General features: G+C 42.4%; 15 protein-coding genes. 9 read left to right on the forward strand and 6 right to left on the reverse strand.

Annotation, left to right across the window (positions count from 1 at the left end; genetic code table 11):
• Window positions 1-334 precede the first annotated feature (334 nt).
• Together BLT07_RS07490 and msrA are read left to right on the forward strand one after the other, a co-directional pair.
• A complete protein-coding gene (locus tag BLT07_RS07490; RefSeq protein ID WP_091867388.1) occupies window positions 335-1900 on the forward strand; it encodes a protein adenylyltransferase SelO in 1566 nt (521 codons plus the stop codon).
• Between the two features lie 73 nt (window positions 1901-1973).
• A complete protein-coding gene (gene msrA, locus BLT07_RS07495; RefSeq protein WP_091867303.1) occupies window positions 1974-2483 on the forward strand; it encodes a peptide-methionine (S)-S-oxide reductase MsrA in 510 nt (169 codons plus the stop codon).
• A gap of 202 nt (window positions 2484-2685) precedes the next feature.
• Here msrA and BLT07_RS07500 read toward each other — a convergent pair whose 3' ends face one another.
• From BLT07_RS07500 to BLT07_RS07515, 4 genes are all read right to left on the reverse strand, one after another.
• Window positions 2686-3627: a glycoside hydrolase family 113 gene (locus BLT07_RS07500; RefSeq protein WP_091867305.1), complete on the reverse strand. Its 942-nt coding sequence runs from the start codon at window positions 3625-3627 to the stop codon at window positions 2686-2688.
• On the reverse strand, window positions 3602-4180 hold the full coding sequence (locus BLT07_RS07505) for a hypothetical protein (RefSeq protein WP_091867307.1): 579 nt from the start codon (window positions 4178-4180) through the stop codon (window positions 3602-3604). The genes BLT07_RS07500 and BLT07_RS07505 overlap by 26 nt, the downstream gene beginning before the upstream one ends.
• A gap of 88 nt (window positions 4181-4268) precedes the next feature.
• Window positions 4269-6755, reverse strand: coding sequence for a TonB-dependent receptor (locus tag BLT07_RS07510; protein WP_091867309.1), 2487 nt, complete (start codon window positions 6753-6755; stop codon window positions 4269-4271).
• A 268-nt stretch (window positions 6756-7023) separates the two neighbouring features.
• The gene (locus BLT07_RS07515; RefSeq protein WP_091867311.1) at window positions 7024-8655 is read right to left on the reverse strand and encodes a carboxylesterase/lipase family protein; all 1632 of its coding nucleotides are present in this window, start codon (window positions 8653-8655) and stop codon (window positions 7024-7026) included.
• Between the two features lie 108 nt (window positions 8656-8763).
• On the opposite strand from BLT07_RS07515, the gene BLT07_RS20930 reads away from it, so the two are divergent.
• On the forward strand, window positions 8764-9294 hold the full coding sequence (locus BLT07_RS20930; protein WP_175455276.1) for a hypothetical protein: 531 nt from the start codon (window positions 8764-8766) through the stop codon (window positions 9292-9294).
• 27 nt (window positions 9295-9321) lie between these two features.
• Here the strand turns inward: BLT07_RS20930 and BLT07_RS07525 are convergent, their stop codons facing one another.
• Window positions 9322-11697: a TonB-dependent receptor domain-containing protein gene (locus BLT07_RS07525; protein WP_091867313.1), complete on the reverse strand. Its 2376-nt coding sequence runs from the start codon at window positions 11695-11697 to the stop codon at window positions 9322-9324.
• Window positions 11698-11857: 160 nt separating this feature from the next.
• On the opposite strand from BLT07_RS07525, the gene BLT07_RS07530 reads away from it, so the two are divergent.
• Both BLT07_RS07530 and BLT07_RS07535 read left to right on the forward strand, forming a co-directional pair.
• Complete coding sequence (locus tag BLT07_RS07530; protein ID WP_245726468.1) at window positions 11858-12913, forward strand: sensor histidine kinase; 1056 nt, start codon at window positions 11858-11860, stop codon at window positions 12911-12913.
• Window positions 12910-13623, forward strand: coding sequence for a LytR/AlgR family response regulator transcription factor (locus BLT07_RS07535; RefSeq protein ID WP_091867314.1), 714 nt, complete (start codon window positions 12910-12912; stop codon window positions 13621-13623). The genes BLT07_RS07530 and BLT07_RS07535 overlap by 4 nt, the downstream gene beginning before the upstream one ends.
• 430 nt (window positions 13624-14053) lie before the next feature.
• Here the strand turns inward: BLT07_RS07535 and BLT07_RS07540 are convergent, their stop codons facing one another.
• A complete protein-coding gene (locus BLT07_RS07540; protein ID WP_091867316.1) occupies window positions 14054-14428 on the reverse strand; it encodes a DUF2116 family Zn-ribbon domain-containing protein in 375 nt (124 codons plus the stop codon).
• Window positions 14429-14492: 64 nt separating this feature from the next.
• Here BLT07_RS07540 and xerA point away from each other — a divergent pair, with 64 nt between their 5' ends.
• From xerA to BLT07_RS07560, 4 genes are all read left to right on the forward strand, one after another.
• Window positions 14493-15620, forward strand: a complete 1128-nt coding sequence (gene xerA / locus BLT07_RS07545; protein ID WP_245726469.1) for a site-specific tyrosine recombinase/integron integrase — start codon at window positions 14493-14495, stop codon at window positions 15618-15620.
• Between the two features lie 719 nt (window positions 15621-16339).
• Window positions 16340-16669, forward strand: coding sequence for a helix-turn-helix domain-containing protein (locus BLT07_RS07550; RefSeq protein WP_169714478.1), 330 nt, complete (start codon window positions 16340-16342; stop codon window positions 16667-16669).
• The gene (locus BLT07_RS07555; RefSeq protein WP_091867318.1) at window positions 16666-17715 is read left to right on the forward strand and encodes a DNA cytosine methyltransferase; all 1050 of its coding nucleotides are present in this window, start codon (window positions 16666-16668) and stop codon (window positions 17713-17715) included. The genes BLT07_RS07550 and BLT07_RS07555 overlap by 4 nt, the downstream gene beginning before the upstream one ends.
• Window positions 17716-17718: 3 nt before the next feature.
• Window positions 17719-18678 carry a HaeIII family restriction endonuclease gene (locus BLT07_RS07560; protein ID WP_086543435.1) on the forward strand — a complete coding sequence of 320 codons (960 nt, stop codon included), beginning with the start codon at window positions 17719-17721 and terminating at the stop codon, window positions 18676-18678.
• The last annotated feature ends 1332 nt before the right edge of the window (window positions 18679-20010 follow it).

Here is a 20010-nt window from a genome sequence, read left to right on the forward strand (position 1 = left end):
TACCGTTGAATTATTGGTGTACCTGTACGCGGGAGATTGCTATTTCATTTCGGGAACTGCAATCACTGGTGTTTTGCGCTCTACACAAACTATTTTTCCGGCGACATCTAAGGTAGCGTTTTTGAAGTGCAACAGGTGTAGGCGTTGATGACGATGAATCGGTGTTTTTAATGGAGCGTTTCGAATTTTATCCTTACAACCCATCCGATTGCCATGGCTGCCTATACGATGTTTGTAACCCGTTACGTGCATCCATTTTTTAAATAAGTGCCATCTTTGCAAAAATGTAGCATTGAAAAGGCATAATCAGGAAAATAAGAAGAATACGATTTTGATGTCCACCCTAAATATAAAAGACAGGTTCAACATAGAACTTCCAGCAGATCTCATTACTGCAACTAGCAGGAGACAGGTGCCCAATGCCTGTTTTTCATTTGTAAAACCCAAGAAAACGGCAAAACCAACGATGCTTCATGTTTCCCCTGAAATGCTGAGCGCATTGGGACTGACAACAAAAGATGCGGAAAGTGATGCCTTTCTAAAAGTCTTTACGGGTAACGAGGTCCTGCCCAACACGAATCCCTATGCGATGTGCTATGGCGGTCATCAATTTGGAAACTGGGCCGGACAGTTGGGCGATGGCCGTGCCATCAATTTGGCTGAGGTCGAACATAAGGGCAAAACTTGGGCACTTCAACTGAAAGGTGCGGGCGAGACCCCCTACTCCAGAACAGCGGATGGCCTTGCGGTGCTGCGTTCATCCATACGTGAATATTTATGTAGCGAGGCCATGTACCATCTGGGCGTACCTACTACAAGGGCTTTGTCATTGGCACTTTCGGGCGATCAAGTACTGCGCGATATCATGTACAACGGCAATCCCGATTTTGAAAAAGGGGCCATTGTCTGTCGGGTCGCCCCCTCTTTTCTGCGCTTCGGGAGCTATGAAATTTTTGCGGCCCGAAAAGATATGGGTACCTTACGGACCCTGGTGGATTATACCCTCAAGCAGCACTATCCGCATTTGGGCGAACCATCCAAAGATACCTATCTCCAATTTTTTAAGGAAATAGGGGAGAAAAGTTTGGATATGGTCATGCACTGGCAGCGCGTAGGCTTTGTCCACGGCGTCATGAACACTGATAATATGTCCATTTTAGGGCTAACGATCGACTATGGTCCGTACGGATGGTTAGAGGGGTATGATCACGGATGGACCCCGAATACGACCGATAGCGGACAAAAGCGCTACCGGTACGGCACACAGCCGGAAGTTGTGCTGTGGAACCTTTTCCAATTGGCAAAGGCGCTTTATCCGCTTATTGAGGAAACCGAAGCTTTAGAATTGATTTTAAAAAATTTCAGGGATAAACTGGGAAAAGCCCGTTTGGTCATGATGAAATCGAAACTGGGTTTGGTTGAAACGGATAAAAAGGATGCGCAATTGGTCGACGAACTCGAAACCGTATTGCAGCGTTCGGAAACGGACATGACCCTCTTTTTCAGGAATTTGGGGAATTTTAAAAAGAAGGAAGCGGCCGACGGTGTATCCGTTATTGCGGACGCTTTCTATAGTCCAAGGGAAATAACGGGTAAACTTGAAGACGCATGGAAGGACTGGTTCTTGAAATACCGGGAACGCCTTAAGAAAGAAATTCCAAACGACGATGATCGGAAAATAGCCATGAACACCGTTAACCCTAAATATGTACTGCGGAACTATATGGCGCAATTGGCCATTGATGCCGCCGACAAGGGTGATTATTCGGTCATTGAAGAACTGTTCATCCTTTTAAAACAGCCTTATGAGGAGCAAAAGGATGCCGAAAAATGGTTCGCCAAACGCCCGGAGTGGGCACGAAATAAAGTAGGCTGTTCCATGTTGTCCTGTAGTTCTTGACAAGGGCATGAAATTTGCTAAAGTTCTGATAGTTCTAAACGCATTAGAGACATCACATTTAAAATAATAGAAAATGAACGATTACAAAAAAGCATACATAGCGGGAGGCTGCTTCTGGGGCATGGAAGAACTTTTTAGGGTACGGCCCGGAGTGAGAGATACCGAAGTGGGGTATTTGGGAGGAGATAATGAGAATCCCACATATAGAAACCATCCCGGTCATGCCGAGGGCATTGAAATCACCTATGACCCGCGGGAAACATCCTTTAAAAAACTATTGGATTACTTCTTTAGGATTCATAATCCAACCACTTTAGACCAACAGGGCAACGATAGGGGATCCAGTTACCGCTCGACCATATTCTTTAAAAATGAGGAAGAAAAAAAGACTTCGGAAGCCGTCATAAAAATGGTAAACGATTCCGGAAGATGGAAAGGCGATGCCGTAACCACCTTGGAACCCTTTACGGTGTTTTGGGCCGCCGAACCTGAGCATCAAGATTATCTGATAAAACATCCGAACGGATATACCTGCCATTTTGAACGGTTTGACAGTTTTTTGAAAGAGCAGAAACAGGCGTGAATAACACTCCCTATTGGGGATGTATCATCTATATTCACCACGACAGTTTTAAAAACGGGTATTTGAAGGTCTTGAACGGCACATTTACCCGTCTATAACTTTTCGATCAGGTTTACGCGGTAGTGATCTCCACAGGTTTGTTATCTGAAATGGTATGTTCCAATTTGAAAGTAGTGCGCATACGTTCATAATTCGTTAGTTACTACTTCATAAACCATTTCCGAACCGTCTCCTCCGCCATTTTGTTGTTGGGGGTAAAGGCACTATTCTCCTCGCCCCGATATTCCAAAAAGGAAGGGAATTTCCACCAAAGAATTCCCTCGCACCAGGGTTCGTTCTCGATACCTTCAAAGACCACTTCATAGCAAAGTTGCTGATGCTCGGCATTAAAACTATCGTCGCCCTCTGCATGCGGATTTTTCCATGGTGCGTTGATACTCCGAAAGCCGATTTCGGTAAAGACTATTGGTTTTTTAAATTTGGTATAGACCTTGGCAATTTTGGCCTTTACCCTATTAAAATTGGCTTTCAGCTCTTCTTTGGTCGGTTCCAGATTCTTGCTCAGTGGATAATAACAGTTCAGGCCGATAAAATCAAGTTCGTCCCAAAAACTTACTTGCTCGAATTCGGTGCCCCAATTAGCAGCATAGGTTAATTTGCCTTGATAAAATCCACGTAAACCCTTAAACATCTTACGCCATTCCTCTTCGTGACTCAAGGTTGCCTTGGCAAATTCTACACCGACACACAGGGCTTTCATTTCATGTATTTCCGCTAGAAAAGCATAGTGCCGAATCCAGCGGTAATAGTAATCGAAAAAGGCATCCCAATCGGCTGCGTTCAACATTTCCACTTCACCCGGCCAACTGTCGCCAGCAAATATTTGTGGCTTTAGTACGGATACCATCCCCATTCTTTTTGTCTCGAATGCGGAATGCACCAAGCCCTCATCGTTCTCGGAACCTGCATTGTCACTAAATCGAAATGGTGTTGGACTGTTCTTGTCCCGCATAAAACTATAGGGAACCAGGGCCATGGCATTGCTTCCCAAAGACTTCATCTTCTCCAAAGCTTGGGTAGCCCTGCCGTCCCTATAGCCATTGTAGATACTATAACCTTCATGGGCAAAATTGAATCCTTTCAAATAGGGGAGTTTGGAAAACCTTCCTTTCATCGTTTCCGCTCAGAAAGCTAATCGGAAGCGTATCGTTCTGGGGATTGGGATAAAAGCCTACGGAGAGATTCATATCCCGTGCGCCATATTCCTTTGTATTGAAAGTGAACGCCTGCTTATGAAACTTGACCGGGATGGTAAGGGTTAGGTCTTTTAACAATGGATTGCCTGCTGCCGTACCGACCAAATAAAGAATTTTTTCCTTTACTTCTTTTTCATCAATTTCGGAAGCCTCGGTGAACGAAACGGAAGCATTGCGCCAAGAATCCGATTCGGGACTATGGGACAGCTCTTCCAAAAGTGCTCGGTACTTCTCGGCAAGTATTTTATCCGTAGCGCCGTAAACGACCAAAATGGCCCTGTTTTCGAAGAAACTCCGTCGCAACTGCCTGCGGTTGGGAACGGAATCATTTTGAACAACGCGTTCCCCTTCATTGGTCTGCATAGGAGACATTGTGGCTGCGCCAATGATCAAAACACAAAGGCCGATAAACACCAACCCATATACTCCCTTTGTTGTCATTTTTTTCTTCCCGTTACCTCCAAAGGTAGTAAAGAATCACCTGCTCCGAGAGAAAAGAGATTTCCGTAACTTATAATGCCATCAGGGTCTAGCCCCCATAGCCGCCTTCTTCGTCATCGCCATTCTGACCTTGTTTTTTATTCGCGCTTTTCTTCTCGTTTATCCGGTAAATGAATCCAAGGGTAATTTGCCGCTCGCGCCATTGAAATTCGCTATCGGATGTAAAGAATGCGGTCTGGGTCAACGATTGCCGTTTTCTTGTATTTAACAAATCGCTGACATTAAAAGAGACCGTAGCCTTATCGCCCAAGACATCTTTGCTAAAGGCCAGATCCAATGAAAAAATACCTTTGTTTTCGGATTGTGCGGTCTGTGAGGGGCCGCGGTAAAAGGCATTGGTCTGCCAATCGATTTTACCCGGCAAGGTCACTTTTGCGCTAAAGCGACTGAACCAACTTGTGTTCTTTGTGCCAAAATCCACCTCGTTGAATATACCTTCGGTAACGAATTGGAAGAAATTGAAGCTACCGTTCAGCCGCAACCATTTGGCCGGATTGTACAACAGACCCAATTCTGCCCCATAACGCTCATTAGTAGATAAGTTAATGGGAATGGAACGTATAATGCGGATTCCATCCGAGGTAATCTCGCCCGTTTCCTCTTGGATGACCTCGAAGGAATTGGTTTCCTTTTGATAATAGATGGATGAGGTCAGCGTCAGTTTTTCCCAGCGTTTCAAATAGCCGAGATCAAAGGCGTTGGCAAAAGCGGGATCCAGGTCAGGATTCCCTTGAAAAACATTGGTACGACTAGACCTGGAAGGGAAAGGGTTGATAAAAAAGCCCCTCGGCCGGTTGATCCGTCGGTTATAGCCCAACGAAATATTTTCTTCCTCGGCCAATTCGAATATCCAATTTATGGTGGGGAACAGCCCCAAATAATTCTTGTCGAAATTCAGATCAACGTCGGCACCCAGAATCTCTTGCAAGGCCGTAGCATCAAAATCGGATGCCACTTGGCCCTTTAATTGGGTATTTTCCAAACGCAATCCTAGCAGAAAGGAGAACTTCCCAAATTTATTGCCGTATTGCGAGTAGAGCGCATTGACATTTTCATCATAGGTGAACTGGTTGGTCAGATTTTGATCGGTTTCAAACTGCCCATTATTTTGGTTCAGGGTATCCAATTGGTAATCGGTCACCTCTTGCTCGAACTTGCCGCGATACCCCGCCTCGAACTGGGCATCGCCCATGGGCAGCACATAGTCGGCCTGCAATAGATATTCGTTCTGGGTCTCGGCCTCGTAGACGTTTTCGCGGGCCAATAGGTCGTTATCGGGAAAAATCCGGTTCTCCTCTATGGGGGTGGTTTTGGTCTCGTCGTCATAGGAATATTGAAAATCTGCGGTCAACTTATGGCCTTCGTCATTAAAATTATTCATGTAATTCAAGGAAACCTGATAGCTCTTGTCATCCTGGTTTTCGTTTTCACTGCGAAACGTGCGGCTGTCCAAGCTGGTTCCAACAAATCTGTCACTGAGATTATCGGTGAAGTCCTCTTCATCTGAAAATCGGCCAAAAATGCTTCCCGAAAGCGATGATTTTTCGGTCAGAAAATATTCCATCCCCAAATTGGCGTTGAAACCGATGTCCTTTCTATTGATGTCCCGGTCCTCGATGATACGGGCAAATTCCCCATTGGCATAGGTGTTGTTAAAAAAAGCATTCCCGGGAGGTTCGCGATAGGTATAGCCCAAAGTCGTAAATACATTGAACTTGTCGGTACGAAGGTTCAAATTGGTCGATACCTGACTGGCGACCGGGAATCCTATACTGGAATTTATAGAGCCATTGAATCCCAAAGTCTTCTCCTTTTTTAGGATGATATTCAGGATGCCCGCCGTGCCCTCGGCATCATAGCGCGCAGACGGACTGGTAATGACCTCTACACTTTCAATGGCATCGGCCGGCAGTTGGCGCAGCGCATCCGTAGAACCGAAACCGGCCATAGCCGACGGTCTGCCGTTAATTAGGATACGAACGTTGCTATTACCACGTAAGGCAATCGCCCCGTCTACATCAACGGTTACCGAAGGTACGTTGTTCAGGGCATCGCTTACGTTGGCCCCACTGGTGGTCAGGTCTTTGCCAATGTTATAGATTTTCTTGTCCAACCGTACCTCGACGGTGGTTTTTTCTCCGGTTACTTCAACACCTTGCAATTGCGCTACATCGACCGTAAGCTTGATGATGCCAAAATCCTTCGAATCGGTCAAGTTTTGTTGGGGCAAAACATAGGGTTTGTAGGATATAAACTCTACACGGACATTATAGTTGCCCGGAGCGGTTTCCACACTGAATATTCCGTCGACATCGGTAATACCGCCGGTTACCTTTTCAGGATTATCAACACTTTGTAAAACCAAGGTAGCATATTCCAAAGGTTCGTTGGTATCATTGTCCATGACCTTTCCCGTTAATGTAATAGGTCCGTTAGGCCCGTTCTGTCCCAAAACTGTAGTGGTGTTGATTACCAAACCGCAAAGAAGAAAGAAAAAGAGTAATCCTGATTTCATAATTATAGCCCCGTTGAAGTTTAAGACAAAAATCAGTATTACAAAATCGAAGTGGATTCTATATTCTTTGAACGACAGAAATGGTTGTGCGAACGACCTTAGATATTTGTTAAAATAGTGCGCATGACCTTCGTTGCGGTGTTTTTGGAGTACACAGGAAAAAGGAGTTCTATCCTATTCGTAAATCAAAACTATGCGCTTACTCCACTACATGTCGGGGGATTGATCATCGCTGACTTCAAGATTGGTATGGATGGAAAAAGGAAAATTAATTCGAGTAAGCCTTGTCCAAAAATTCATATCGAGCCTCGTTTTTTGCTTTTTGCATCTTGCTTTCGGTATCGATAATCATTACCGGAGGTTCGGAATCATTGGAATCGGTTTTAGGCCATTCGGGTAGGTTTTCGCCGTTCGGGTTTCCGGTCTTTACAAAATTGGCGAAGTACGCTTGCATGGTTTCCGAGGCCTTAAAATCATCGGCCGTCCAGGCATAACCCTTTACCAAATGGAGGTTTCCCATGGCATATTCGATTTCTGCGGCGTGCGGTGCACCGACAGGTTCAGGTGCTTTCTTCGTGTCGGAATCTTTAGCAAGGGTTCCTCCCGCCAAACCCGAAGCCAAATTTTGGTCTCTCAACGGCGGGCGAATTTTACTATATAAATAACGATAAACGGGTTGGTCGCTGTTTTTGCGATGTAGGTCGAACCACTTCCAAGTACTATAAGCAATAAAACGATCGGAGGCCAAAGCGGTAGCGGAAAGCTCGATTTCTTTTTCCGACCCATGAGGATATAATTGCTGTACTTCCCTATTATTTTCAGGATAGGCTTCCTTGACTTTTGCCACATAATTTGCCTCGGTATAAGGTTTTCCTTGCATCAATGCCGTTCCGGGAATCTCGGCGGAATTCCATCCCAATAGAAGAGGGACTTGCGCCTGTTCATTCTTTTCAAATAGTTCAGGAAGGGATTTCGGTAAAAAATACCCATCGATTACCATGGGAAAACCGAAGCGCTGGGACTCGTTATATATCTCATATATTTCCCTTGTACTCAATTTTCGGAAATCGGCCATACTGGTATAGCCCGCGTTTTTCAGAAATTCCTCACCTTGTTTTTCGGCCACGGCCAAAGGTACGGGCGCCATGGTCGGATTGATGGCCGCCCCACTCTCCCCTATTGCCCCTGCAATTAGCTTTTTGGAAAGCGGCGATGCCATTTGGGCACTCACCCCGATAGATCCTGCGGATTCACCCGCGATGGTTACTTTTTTGGGATCACCACCAAAAGCCGCGATATTCTTTTGCACCCATTGTAGGGCCATATTCTGATCCAGCTGACCGTAATTGCCAGATGCCTTGTAAGGTGCCTCTGCACTAAGGTCTGGGTGTGCCAGATTTCCGAAAACGTTCAATCGGTAGTTGGTCGTTACGACAACCATGCCTTTTTCGGCCATACTTTCTCCGTCGTAACGCGGTTCGGAGGCATCACCAGCCACATTGCCTCCACCGAAGAAATACACTAATACAGGAAGGTCTTTAGTATCGCGCTGCGCAGGAGTCCAGACATTCAAGTACAGACAATCTTCACTGACCCCGTTGGAACGCGATTTCATATCTCCAAAGACCATCGTTTGCATCGGTCGAGGACCAAAGGTTTTGGTCTCTTTTACGCCCTTCCAATTATCCAAGGCTTGTGGTGCTTTCCAGCGTAGTTCGCCAACGGGCGGTTTGGCAAAGGGAATCCCAAAATACGTCTGAATACCGGTATGGGTATTATAGTCGCCTTCAATGCTGCCATTTTCAATTTTGACCTGAACGGGAAAGGCATTAGCGTTCTGGGAGGCAATTTTTTGATTAATCAGCAAGACCAATACGGAAAGTATTACTAGTTTTTTCATTTTTTAAAGGATCAAAAATCATTTAATATTCTAATTTTTCAGGATATTGATATTTCAACTTAGTTAACGGAACGGTGCTAATTTAAATATAATCCGAACAAAACTCCTATGATTTACCTTTGGCTTAAATCGGCTAAACCTGCCCTTCGACATCTATCTTGGACATTGGAATTCAACCCTAAATATAAGAAATTATACAAAAAGCAAAACAAGTGTCAACACAATACCTCCCAGGGTAAAATACATACCCTTTTTAAATACGGATGTTGTGGGTCGGAACATCCAAAAGGCAGATACCGCAAAGAACAAAAGCGAAACCCCGAAGAAAATACCCAGCCAAAACAAGGGATGCCCCGAATGCATTTTATGGAAGGAAATTCCTTTTTTATATTTCCGGAAATTGACCCCGCCATACTATGTTCGCGACTATCGCAAAAAATACAGTCACTGGTATTGGAAACAAAGTTTTACAACTGCGCCATTTCAAGATTGATGGTCATGTCGACCTCAACGCCCAAGGTAGGAGTGTCACCACCGGCTCCGAATTCCAATCGGTTTACGGTTCCGGTCAGTTTTAACCATTCCTTTAATTTTTTACTGGGTGCATCTGTAATAATGCCGTTGAGTTTTCCGCTCTGATTAACCGGTTAATCTATAAATGGACGTTCAAAATTGCTTTTGTCCCGAGAACTCCATCGCCTCGCCCTTGCCGAAACCGAAACTGATGCCAAAGGTCACAAAGCGGCCTTGCTGACTGAAATCCCTCAAATAGAAATTGGGTTGGCTGGTCACACTTTCGCGAATTCGGGAAGCGAAAACGTCTCGAATGCTCAGGTTCACAATGGCCTTGCCCTTAAATATTTTCTTACGTGCGCCGAAATCCATAAATAGGCTTTCGGTTACTTCCTGCTGTAAGGTTCTGAAGCCGGATTGGTAGTTTCCAATCAGTTCCAAATCGATATCGGCAGGTAATTTAATCTTGCTTGTCAAACGGGTAGACCATTGTTCGCCCTTGAAATCGAACGAGGTTCCATCAAAAGCACCTTTACGCCTAAAATGACTTAAATTGAAATCATTGGTAAACGACAGCCAATTCGTAGGAATATATTTCGCATTGAACTCGATACCGGTCGTATTGTTGATCCCGATATTTTCGGGCCGCGAGATGCTCACATTATCCTCGAATTCAACGATCTGCTCCACTACATCTTCGGTATGGCGATAGAACACGGTCAAGTTCATTGAAACCTTGCCTATTTTATAAATACTGGTGAGTTCGTAACTATCTGTAAATTCAGGCTGCAGATCGGGGTTTCCAGTACGGATGCTGAAATTGTTGCGGATATTGAAAAATGGATTCAGATCCCATAGCCGTGGACGGAATATACGTTTGGAATACCCTGCTTGCAACGAAAGATCATCATTCACTTTATAGGAAGTATGTCCGCTCGGGAAAAAGTTAGAATACTTCTGATCATTGCGCAGGTTGGTATTCTGCAAGAGTGTGCCCACATCAGTATCCTCGAAACGGACGCCTAATTTCAACCCCCATTTATCGCTTTCATAGGCTGCCGTGCCATAAACGCCCAATACCTTTTGAACCCACTCGAAGACATTCGTCAAATCGGGGTTTTCAACAAAATCGGTCCCGTCAAAATCGCTTATGGCAAAATCGTTCTCGACATCACTGATCTGATACTGGGCTCCCGTTTCAATGGTGTACTTTTCAGCCCAGGGATGGGTATAATCTGCTTTAAAAGTATAATCGGCCTGACTGAAATCGGTTCGCGTTTGCTGTAGCATATCATCGTTATCGCCCGAGGTTACGGTATTGGCAAAGTCGGAGGATTGATCTTTGGCGAAAAGGTTTCCCGTAGCACTGATCAATAACGATTTATCTTCATTGCCCTCAAAATCTTTTTTGTACTGCAGTTCATAGGAATACTTGGGATTGGTAGCTGTGGTCAGTTCGCGACGGCGAAAGGCATCGGTCAGGCTATTCCCTGCGTCGAAAGTGCTAAAAACCGCATCGGAGTGTTCCTTTTCCCACTCATAGGCAAAATTTCCCGAAAGGGTCAGCACATTGTATTCATTGATGTGATAATCCGTACCGAGGATAAGATTGAAAAAAGTCTCGTTTTTGTCGCTTTGGCCAATGCTATTAATAAAGGTACTGTCAACAAGATTACGGTTCTCGCTTTCGTTGTCACTGGGGAATGTTCTACGACCAAAACCCAACTGACTGAACAGGTTGAATTCTTCGGTCCGGCTGTTTAGGCTGATGCCCAAACTATGGTTATTAGGCACCCCGGTATTCAAGGTAAAGGAACCGTTAAGGCCTTTCTTTTCTTCCTTTTTAAGTACGATATTGATGATGCCCGAGGTACCTTCCGCATCGTATTTGGCGGACGGGTTCGTAATCACTTCGATACGGTCGATCATATCGGCGGTCAAGGTGCCCAAAGCATTACCCTGTTGACTGGCGATGACCGATGGTTTCCCGTTAATCAACATTTGTACGCCTTGACTGCCCCGAAGACTTACTTGCCCCTCGATGTTTACGTTGACTGAAGGCACATTATTCAACACCTCCAAAGCACTTGCACCCGTACTGCTCAGGTCCGACCCCACATTGAAAACACGTTTATCAAGTTTAAACTGGGTTTGCGAAATCTCGCCTTCAACAACAACTTCATCCAACTGTTGGGAATCTTCCTCCAGCGTGATGGCACCCAAATCTATGCTACCATTGGCCGCAATTTTATGCTCCAGTGTCAGGGACTTAAATCCTATAAAACTTACCTCGATAAAAAAATCGGAAGCATCCGTTTCCAAAGTGAAGGATCCATCATCTAAAGTGGTTGTTCCATCAATTGGTGTTTTGCTAGTTGGGTCGCCCACAAGAACCGTAGCAAATTCAATGGGTTGGCCGCCACTTTCAATAATTTTTCCTGTGATTGTCGTTGTGCCGCTGCTTTGTGCCGCAAGAAAAAAAGTATTCAGTATGCTTAGTAGAAGAAAAATGCCTGTACTACGCTTCATGTTTTAATTGGTAACAGAGTTCAAACCCAAAGATTACGTCTAAATCCATAAGATGATGCTTTTTTCTATAAACGACAAAAACTATATCGCAAACGACATGAATTAAAGTATTTGTCGTTCGCCCCGTGAAATCCGTCGATGGAAGGTTTAACGGAAATCGATGTGTACAAAAACGTATTTTTATACCATGGTCGCGAAACAGTCCTTTTTAAAAAACACATCAAAGGAGGTTTTCTTTCAGCTTTTGCTGCATATTGTGCTGTTTTTATTCTTTTCGTTCGATAAGAATGAGCCAGAGATCAGCGGATTTAAAATAGTCGCATTTATAAACTACGCTCTGGGTGCCTTACTCATAAATTATGTGTTTTTGCCTCGCTTTTTTTATAAAAAGAAATACTTGATTTTCTTTTTGTCCGTGGTCTTGGTCATTGCAGGTATTATCGCCATTGAGGAACTCGTTTTGGAAAGGATTTATTACCCTGACACTCGAGGCAAGCATTTTCCTGGAGTCATCTTCAGTCTTTTGGATGTCATGCCCGTGATTACGATCCTCGCTGGTTTTAAGTTCGCATGGGATGCCTCCAAAAAACAGCACGAAGTAGATCAATTGAAATCTTCGGTAAAAGAAAGCGAGTTACAATTCTTGAAATCCCAGATCAATCCGCATTTTCTGTTCAACAATCTGAACAACCTATATTCTTACGCCATAGACAATTCGCCTAAAACGCCCTCCATTATATTGGAACTGTCGTCTGTTCTGCGTTACATGCTGTATGATTGTAAAGAAAATTTCGTGCCCTTGACAAAAGAGGTGGAGCATCTGAAGAACTTTACGCAATTGAACGAACTCCAGATCGAGGAGCGTGGTACCGTTACCTATCAAACCGAAAATATCGGGACAGGCTATCGCATCGCCCCATTGATTTTAACGGTATTCGTTGAGAACGCCTTTAAGCACAGTACGGCAAGCCAATCCGAAGATATTGTCATAGACATCAGTATCGATGTAACAGACAAGGGAACGTTGCAATTTGAGTGTCTCAATTCCTTCAGGCCGACTACCAATACCAATGAGCTATCTCACGGCATAGGATTGGAGAATGTCAAAAAGCGCTTGGAGATTATCTACCCTAATGCACATGAATTGACCATTTCAGAAACGGACACTTTATATTCGGTGAAACTTGAAATACGATTAAAACAGGAAACGAAATGATTCGATGCATCATTATAGAAGACCAGCCACCTGCACAGCGTGTACTGCAAAAGTTCATCGGCGATATGGAAAGTTTGGAACTGAAGGCGACCTTCGCCGATGCGCTAAAAGCGATGGACTTTCTAAAATCGGAATCCATTGACCTGATTTTTCTTGACATTCACCTACCTAAGATTTCGGGTATCGATTTTTTAAAAACAATACCAAATGTCCCGAACGTTATTTTGACTACCGCTTTTTCCGATTATGCCTTGGAAAGCTATGACCTGAACGTAGTGGATTATTTGCTGAAACCCTTTTCCTTCGAGCGGTTCATAAAGGCGGTCAATAAGGTTCCCGTAGGCCTAGATGCGAGCAAAAAACCATCGGAAGAATCGAACAGGAACAGCAAATCACGTCCAGATGTGCTCTTCATAAAATCCGGATACGAGCACCTGAAAATACAGGTATCGGAAATTCTCTATATTCAATCGGAAGCGGATTATACTGAAATTTTCACATCCGAAAAAAAATTTCTGACCTCACATTCACTACGGCATTGGTTACAAACTTTGGGTGATGTGCTGTTTGTTCAGATACATAAATCGTTTATCGTGAATACCACGAACATCACCAAAGTATCGGGCAACCGGATTTATTTTGATACGGATACCCATGTGCCCATAGGAAGGGCTTATAAAGAAGAATTTGTGGAAAGGTATTTGAAGTAATAAGGCCGAACGCTATTCTATTTCTACAAAAGATTGAATCCAGAATTATATTTAAGATGAAATAGCTGCCTTTCTATTATGAAATTTGGAAGCAACAGCACTTAGTACTGCAATCTGTGAGGCATGAAAAAATAGTAATGGTAGTAAGATCAATTTCAGGTCAGCCAGAGTACCCAAGAGAATTTTTCAAAATACGGCTCCGTGAATCAGTATGATTTTTGGTGCCAAGAAGTGGTCGGTGATACGGTCTTCGATAGTTCAACCGAACAGTTTCGCAAAAAAGCCCATGGTTAGAAACACGATAGCGAACAGAGCCAACACCCCGGAAAATAAGTCCGTTAAATGGAAAATAGAAACGCAACCCAACAGCTCTCCTTAAAACACAAGTAGTTAGGCAAAACTGGCACGGAACAACCTCCCTCCCTTAATGCTACTCCATATAGGCCTGCCATTGGACGATCAGATATTTGTTCTTTGGATTTCGTTCCAACGAAAGAAAACCGTAATCATAGCAGAAAAGATAGACATCACCCTTTGTGTTTTTCCAATAGTGCGTGAAATATCTTGGGTCGAAGCCTTCGGCGATCAGTTCCGATCTGCGTATCGTGGTAAAACCGGACTTGTTGTACCGCTTCAACAGTTTTCTATTAATTTTCAATTGTCTATCCACTCTCAGATAAAACTTTTCGTCCTTTTGACGGTTTTCATATTGGTTAATGGACTTGCACTTTGTCGAGCAGAATATCTTATCCGTTCTCCCCCGTACAGGAGACCCGCATACCGGACATTTTTTGTTTTCGCTCATCAGTAAAAGTATATTATACGGTTAATATACCTTTTAATACTGGAAATCTTACTAAAATTGTTCTATGAATTCACTTAAATCAATAACGCTATATCACCTGATGATCAAAGATCAAAAGATGATCGGCATCAAGTTTACGCCCGATAAGCTGATACAAGGGCTTATCAAAAGCCTACCGGGCCCGAAATGGAGCGAGCAATATAATATGGCCTATATCCCTAATACCAAGGGCAATCTGGGTATTATCTTCAACACTTTCAAGGGCCTGGTCTGGATAAACTATAACAGGTTCTTCACGAACCGCCCCATCAATACCGGTAACGAAACCGTCGATGTAGAATGGTTCAGGAAAAGAACGCCGGTTCCCGGGCACAGGCCCTGCCCCGAGGAATACCTTCTTAAACTGGAATTGAGGCGGTATGCCAACAGTACGGTAAAGACCTATGTATCCTTTTTCGAGATGTTCATAAACCACTACAAGGAAAAAGAGCTGAATACTATCAATGAAAGTGATATCAGGGCGTTTCTTCAAACACTGATCCGTAGAAACGTATCTGACTCCTATCTCAACCAAGCTATCAATGCCATTAAATTCTACTACGAAGTCGTATTGGGCATGCCCAACCGGTTCTATGACATCGAAAGGCCGCGTAAGGAGAGCAAACTGCCTACGGTCATCTCAAAGGAAGAGATACTGGCCATTATCGATAACACCAATAACATAAAGCACAGGTGCATCGTAGAGCTGCTATACGGGTCGGGCCTTCGCCGAAGCGAACTTCTGAACCTGAAAATTACCGATGTCGACAGTAAGCGGATGCTGATAAGGGTGCAAGGTGGCAAAGGGAGGAAGGACAGACTTACCCTATTGTCGAAATCCGCCCTGGAAGACCTTCGCGTCTACTATAAGGAATGGAAGCCCGGAAACTATCTGTTCGAGGGACGCAAAGCCTCCCGGTACGGTGCGGAAAGCGTATTGAATATAGTTAAAAAAGCTGCAGCAAGGGCAAAAATACCACAAACGGTCACCCCTCATGTACTACGCCATAGCTTTGCGACCCATCTATTGGAGTCCGGTGTTGATCTCAGGCAGATACAGGTACTTTTGGGCCACGGTTCGAGCAAGACGACGGAAATATACACCCATGTGGCGACCAATACTTTTATGGAGATCAAAAATCCCTTAGATTAGTGTTCCTAAAATAGAAATATAGTAACTTGTTACTATATACAATTGTTAGCAAAAATAGCTCATTAAAAAAAGTCGTTATACTGTTCCAAATTTTCCGGAATTAGAAAATAAACGGTAGACCAGAATCCTAATGGACCTGACTCAACGCAACTATTGCGGAGATGGACTTTTTAGCAGGTTTGCGCAAATGGACATCACTCGAAAACTCTGAATGGATTCTCGTGCCACTTTGCGCAGATGGACTTCACTCATGCGCAATCGTTACGCTGAAGGATTTTACTCGAACTGGGTTCAGAACGTTCCGATCTGTGCAATCGAAACGCAATCGGTCCGGGATCGTTGCGCAATCGTTATGCAATCTGTGCAAGCGAAACGTGCTCACTCATACGTGTCGCTACTTTTGCTAACATGACCTATGATCAATTGCTCGGGATTTTCCGATGGAAAATCCTCGCGCATTTACTATTTTAGGTGCGCGATGGGAAATCCTTCGGATTTCACAACGCAACTGATCATAGCTATGGCGTTAGCGGCAAGCTAAAAAAAATCTCGCTTCAATTGAAAATCCAAACGAAAAGCCAGCCGCACATTTTAGCACATTTGGTTTTTGCCACTACAAAACGCCAACGCTGAAAAAACCAAAAGAGCTAAAATTTTCCCACCGCAAAATTTGGATATTAATAAAAATGTTTTAAATTTGTCAAAAAATGACAAGTCTTATGAAAACAACATTTGGCGAATATATTCGACTTTTAAGAACCGAAAAGGAATTGACCTTGACCCAACTTGCGGCCAAACTGAATTTGGACTCTGCCAATTTGAGCAAAATAGAGAATGGAATTCGAGATTTTGACGAAAAAAGACTTCCAAAATTGGCGAGAATTTTTAAACTAAACTTAAAAGATTTACGAGAAGAATATATAACAGACCAACTCGGAAAAAAAATCTACGAAACGAACTGCACAAAACAACTCTTAAAAGTTGCTGAAGAAAAAGCAGAATATCGCAGAACACTCAATAAAAACCTTCAAACAGAAAAAGCAGTATGAAAATAGTATCATTTTTTGCAGGAGCAGGCGGACTTGATTTAGGATTCCAAAAAGCGGGATTCGATGTCATTTGGGCGAACGAATATGACAAAGAAATTTGGGAAACTTATGAAAAAAACCATCCCAAAACGACTTTGGATAAAAGAAGTATTGTTAACATCAAATCTGATGAAGTTCCTGAATGTGATGGAATTATTGGTGGACCACCTTGCCAAAGTTGGAGCGAAGCAGGTTCATTGCGTGGAATAAATGACAAACGCGGACAATTATTTTTCGATTTCATAAGAATATTAGAAGCAAAACAACCAAAGTTTTTCCTTGCCGAAAATGTGAGCGGAATGCTATTGGATAGACATAGCGAAGCTTTAAAAAACATTAAAGAACTTTTTAAAAATGCAGGGATTGGATATGAATTATCATTCCAATTACTAAACGCATCTGACTTTGATGTTCCACAAGACAGAAAAAGAGTATTTTTTGTTGGTATTCGCAAAGACTTAAATTTTAAATTTCAATTTCCAAAACCAGTACAAGAAAAAATTACGCTCGACCAAGCGATTTCGGATTTAAAAAATAGCGTTGTTCCAGCCAAAGAAGGAAACAAAACAAACAAAGAAATTTGTAAAATCTCAAATCACGAATTTATGATTGGCGGATTTTCTTCAATGTTTATGTCGAGAAATCGAGTGAGAACTTGGGACGAACAATCATTTACAATTCAAGCAGGAGGTCGCCACGCACCTATTCATCCTCAAGCACCAAAAATGAAATTTATTGAACAAAACGTTCGTGAGTTTGTGAAAGGAAAAGAGGATTTATACAGAAGATTGAGCGTAAGAGAATGTGCAAGAATACAAACATTCCCAGATAATTTTACGTTCCATTATCACCACATTGCAGCAGGTTATAAAATGATTGGAAACGCAGTTCCAGTAAATCTTGCAAAACATATGGCTTTGAGCATTAAAATTCAAATTGAAAACGCAGAAAAACAACCTGCAAAAACAAATAAAAAACAATTGGAATTAGAAAACACATTATCTTAAAGTATGGCAAATCAGACAATAAATGGAAAAGCTTTTGAATATGCTTTGCTTTTGGAATTTTATGAACGTTTGAAAATTATAACAAGTGTTTCGATTACCGAAAATGAACCTTATCAAAACGCAAAAGGTTGTTTTGAAAGTTTTATTGAAGATGAGCAAGATACTTTCAGAATCACAGCAAGTGCAGCGATTAATTTTTTGATTGATATTGAACCAAGATTGTCAAATGGAATTAACAAAAATGACATATTGGTTCTTGAAATCGTGAGCGACCAAGCAGGACAAACAGGCGATGTTCGTGATGTTTTAGTAATTCGCTCTCTTCAAAAATGGGAAATTGGAATTTCTGCGAAGAACAATCATAGAGCAGTTAAACATTCTCGATTATCATTGAACATTGATTTTGGCGAAAAGTGGTTAGGAGTTCCTTGTTCACAAAATTACTTTGCTGAAATTAAGCCAATATTTGATATGTTGGCAAATCTAAAAGCAAAGGATAAATCCACGAAATGGACTTCGATTGAAAATATGCACGAAGTAGTTTACGTGCCAATTTTAAATGCTTTTAGAAAAGAACTTTTAAGACTTGATAAAGCAAACCCAAATATTGTAGCCGAGAATCTTGTGCAATATTTGATTGGAAATGAAGATTTCTATAAAGTCATCAAAGGAAACAAAAAAGTTGAAATTCAAGCATATAATTTAAAGGGAACTTTGAATTTACCATTTGAATCTGTAAAACCAAAAGCCAAAATTCCTAAACTTAAATTGCCGACAAGATTAATCGAAATTGTTTATCAGGATAATTCGACTACCACTTTATTGGTTTCTTTAAATGAAGGTTGGCAAATATCCTTTAGAATTCATAATGCAAGTTCCAGAATTGAACCATCATTGAAATTTGACATTAATCTTGTGAGTGCACCACATACTTTATTCACAAATCATATTTTTATAGCATAATGCCAACGCTAAAAGCCATACACATTTGCAATTCGCACCAGCCAAAGCTCAAGCCAAAAATTGCAAAAGAGTATGTCTCGCCAACGCTCAATCCGAACAGAAATAGAAACATCGGAATTGAAAAGCAGAACGGAACAAAGCCAGCCGCTAACACCGTGTATAAGCAATAAGGGCTTTGTGTTTAACCCGAAAGTTATTATCTTTCAGCAATGTTCAGTTAATGACGGAATATCATTGCTTATTTTGCCCCTTACTGCTCATACACATCAACGTTGTAAAATATAGCAGAATTCACTCAGATCCATAAAATCCAGAATCTGTAAACTGTCTGGTCTGAACTATTTCAGAAAACCAACTGTTGCGGAATTTTGAGCAAGTTTGCGGAATTTAAAATCGGATTTTATTTCAAAAACGGTCTATTAACAAAGGATTTTCTAAAACAAGTTTGCAAAATAAATAACGGAACCTTTGCAGTTTGCGGAATTTCTCAAGATGCGGAATTTAGCCAGATGCGGAATTATGCACGATGCGGAATTTGAGCAGTTCGCGGATTTGCTTACTCGAGCGCACAACCTAAATGAGTATTTTATCTAAAGTCTGAAATTCACGAAACTACATTTTACAACATCGCGTATAATTAATTGCTAGGTCTGTACTTCTTCCGAAAACCCTCGTGGATGCCAAAGTTCGTTTTTATTTGCTAAATTAGCGCTTGAGACGCGCAACTAATCATACTCAAGGGCGTTGCAAGTAATACTCGGGCTTTATAGAAAGCCTCAAAATCAGAAATTTAACCAACCGTATTTAAAGATCAAAAAACGGAATTCGAAACGGAAGCCAAAAAGCAAGTTGCGGAATTACTCACTCATGCGGAATTAAATGCATCGAAAAAAACTGAATTTCGATAACAGTGTAAATGACCGTTGCGCCACCAATCGGAATAAAAAAATTTTTGCTGATGAGAATCAGAACGCTGAAAATCACTCTTGCGGAATTGACCAATCTTACGGAATTAGATCGGTTGCGGAAACTGAACTCACGAATTCCACGCAGAACGCACTTCTAATCCAAATCGTAACTAAACTAGAAACAGCCGTGATTACTACTTGCAACATCGCGTATAATTAATTGCTTGACCTGTTCTCCTTCCGAAAATCCTCGTGGATTCGCTAGTTCGTTTTTATTTGCTAAATTAGTGGCTTAAAGACGCAACTAATCATACTCAAGAGCGTTGCCAAACATTTTGTTCGGGTATTCAGGTCTGTGCTTAACCTATAACTGAGTACACCGAAACTCGGGCGGAATGTGGACCTGCCGCTCATGCGCAAATGG

The organism is Pricia antarctica (assembly GCF_900101815.1).
Lineage (GTDB): Bacteria > Bacteroidota > Bacteroidia > Flavobacteriales > Flavobacteriaceae > Pricia > Pricia antarctica.

Excerpts from the sequence above, each read along its gene's own strand:
- BLT07_RS07490 (WP_091867388.1), top strand. The coding sequence starts at position 335 with ATGTCCACCCTAAATATAAAAGACAGGTTCAACATAGAACTTCCAGCA.
- msrA (WP_091867303.1), top strand. The coding sequence starts at position 1,974 with ATGAACGATTACAAAAAAGCATACATAGCGGGAGGCTGCTTCTGGGGC.
- BLT07_RS07505 (WP_091867307.1), bottom strand. The coding sequence starts at position 4,180 with ATGACAACAAAGGGAGTATATGGGTTGGTGTTTATCGGCCTTTGTGTT.
- BLT07_RS07510 (WP_091867309.1), bottom strand. The coding sequence starts at position 6,755 with ATGAAATCAGGATTACTCTTTTTCTTTCTTCTTTGCGGTTTGGTAATC.
- BLT07_RS07515 (WP_091867311.1), bottom strand. The coding sequence starts at position 8,655 with ATGAAAAAACTAGTAATACTTTCCGTATTGGTCTTGCTGATTAATCAA.
- BLT07_RS20930 (WP_175455276.1), top strand. The coding sequence starts at position 8,764 with ATGATTTACCTTTGGCTTAAATCGGCTAAACCTGCCCTTCGACATCTA.
- BLT07_RS07525 (WP_091867313.1), bottom strand. The coding sequence starts at position 11,697 with ATGAAGCGTAGTACAGGCATTTTTCTTCTACTAAGCATACTGAATACT.
- BLT07_RS07530 (WP_245726468.1), top strand. The coding sequence starts at position 11,858 with ATGTGTACAAAAACGTATTTTTATACCATGGTCGCGAAACAGTCCTTT.
- BLT07_RS07535 (WP_091867314.1), top strand. The coding sequence starts at position 12,910 with ATGATTCGATGCATCATTATAGAAGACCAGCCACCTGCACAGCGTGTA.
- BLT07_RS07540 (WP_091867316.1), bottom strand. The coding sequence starts at position 14,428 with ATGAGCGAAAACAAAAAATGTCCGGTATGCGGGTCTCCTGTACGGGGG.
- xerA (WP_245726469.1), top strand. The coding sequence starts at position 14,493 with ATGAATTCACTTAAATCAATAACGCTATATCACCTGATGATCAAAGAT.
- BLT07_RS07550 (WP_169714478.1), top strand. The coding sequence starts at position 16,340 with ATGAAAACAACATTTGGCGAATATATTCGACTTTTAAGAACCGAAAAG.
- BLT07_RS07555 (WP_091867318.1), top strand. The coding sequence starts at position 16,666 with ATGAAAATAGTATCATTTTTTGCAGGAGCAGGCGGACTTGATTTAGGA.
- BLT07_RS07560 (WP_086543435.1), top strand. The coding sequence starts at position 17,719 with ATGGCAAATCAGACAATAAATGGAAAAGCTTTTGAATATGCTTTGCTT.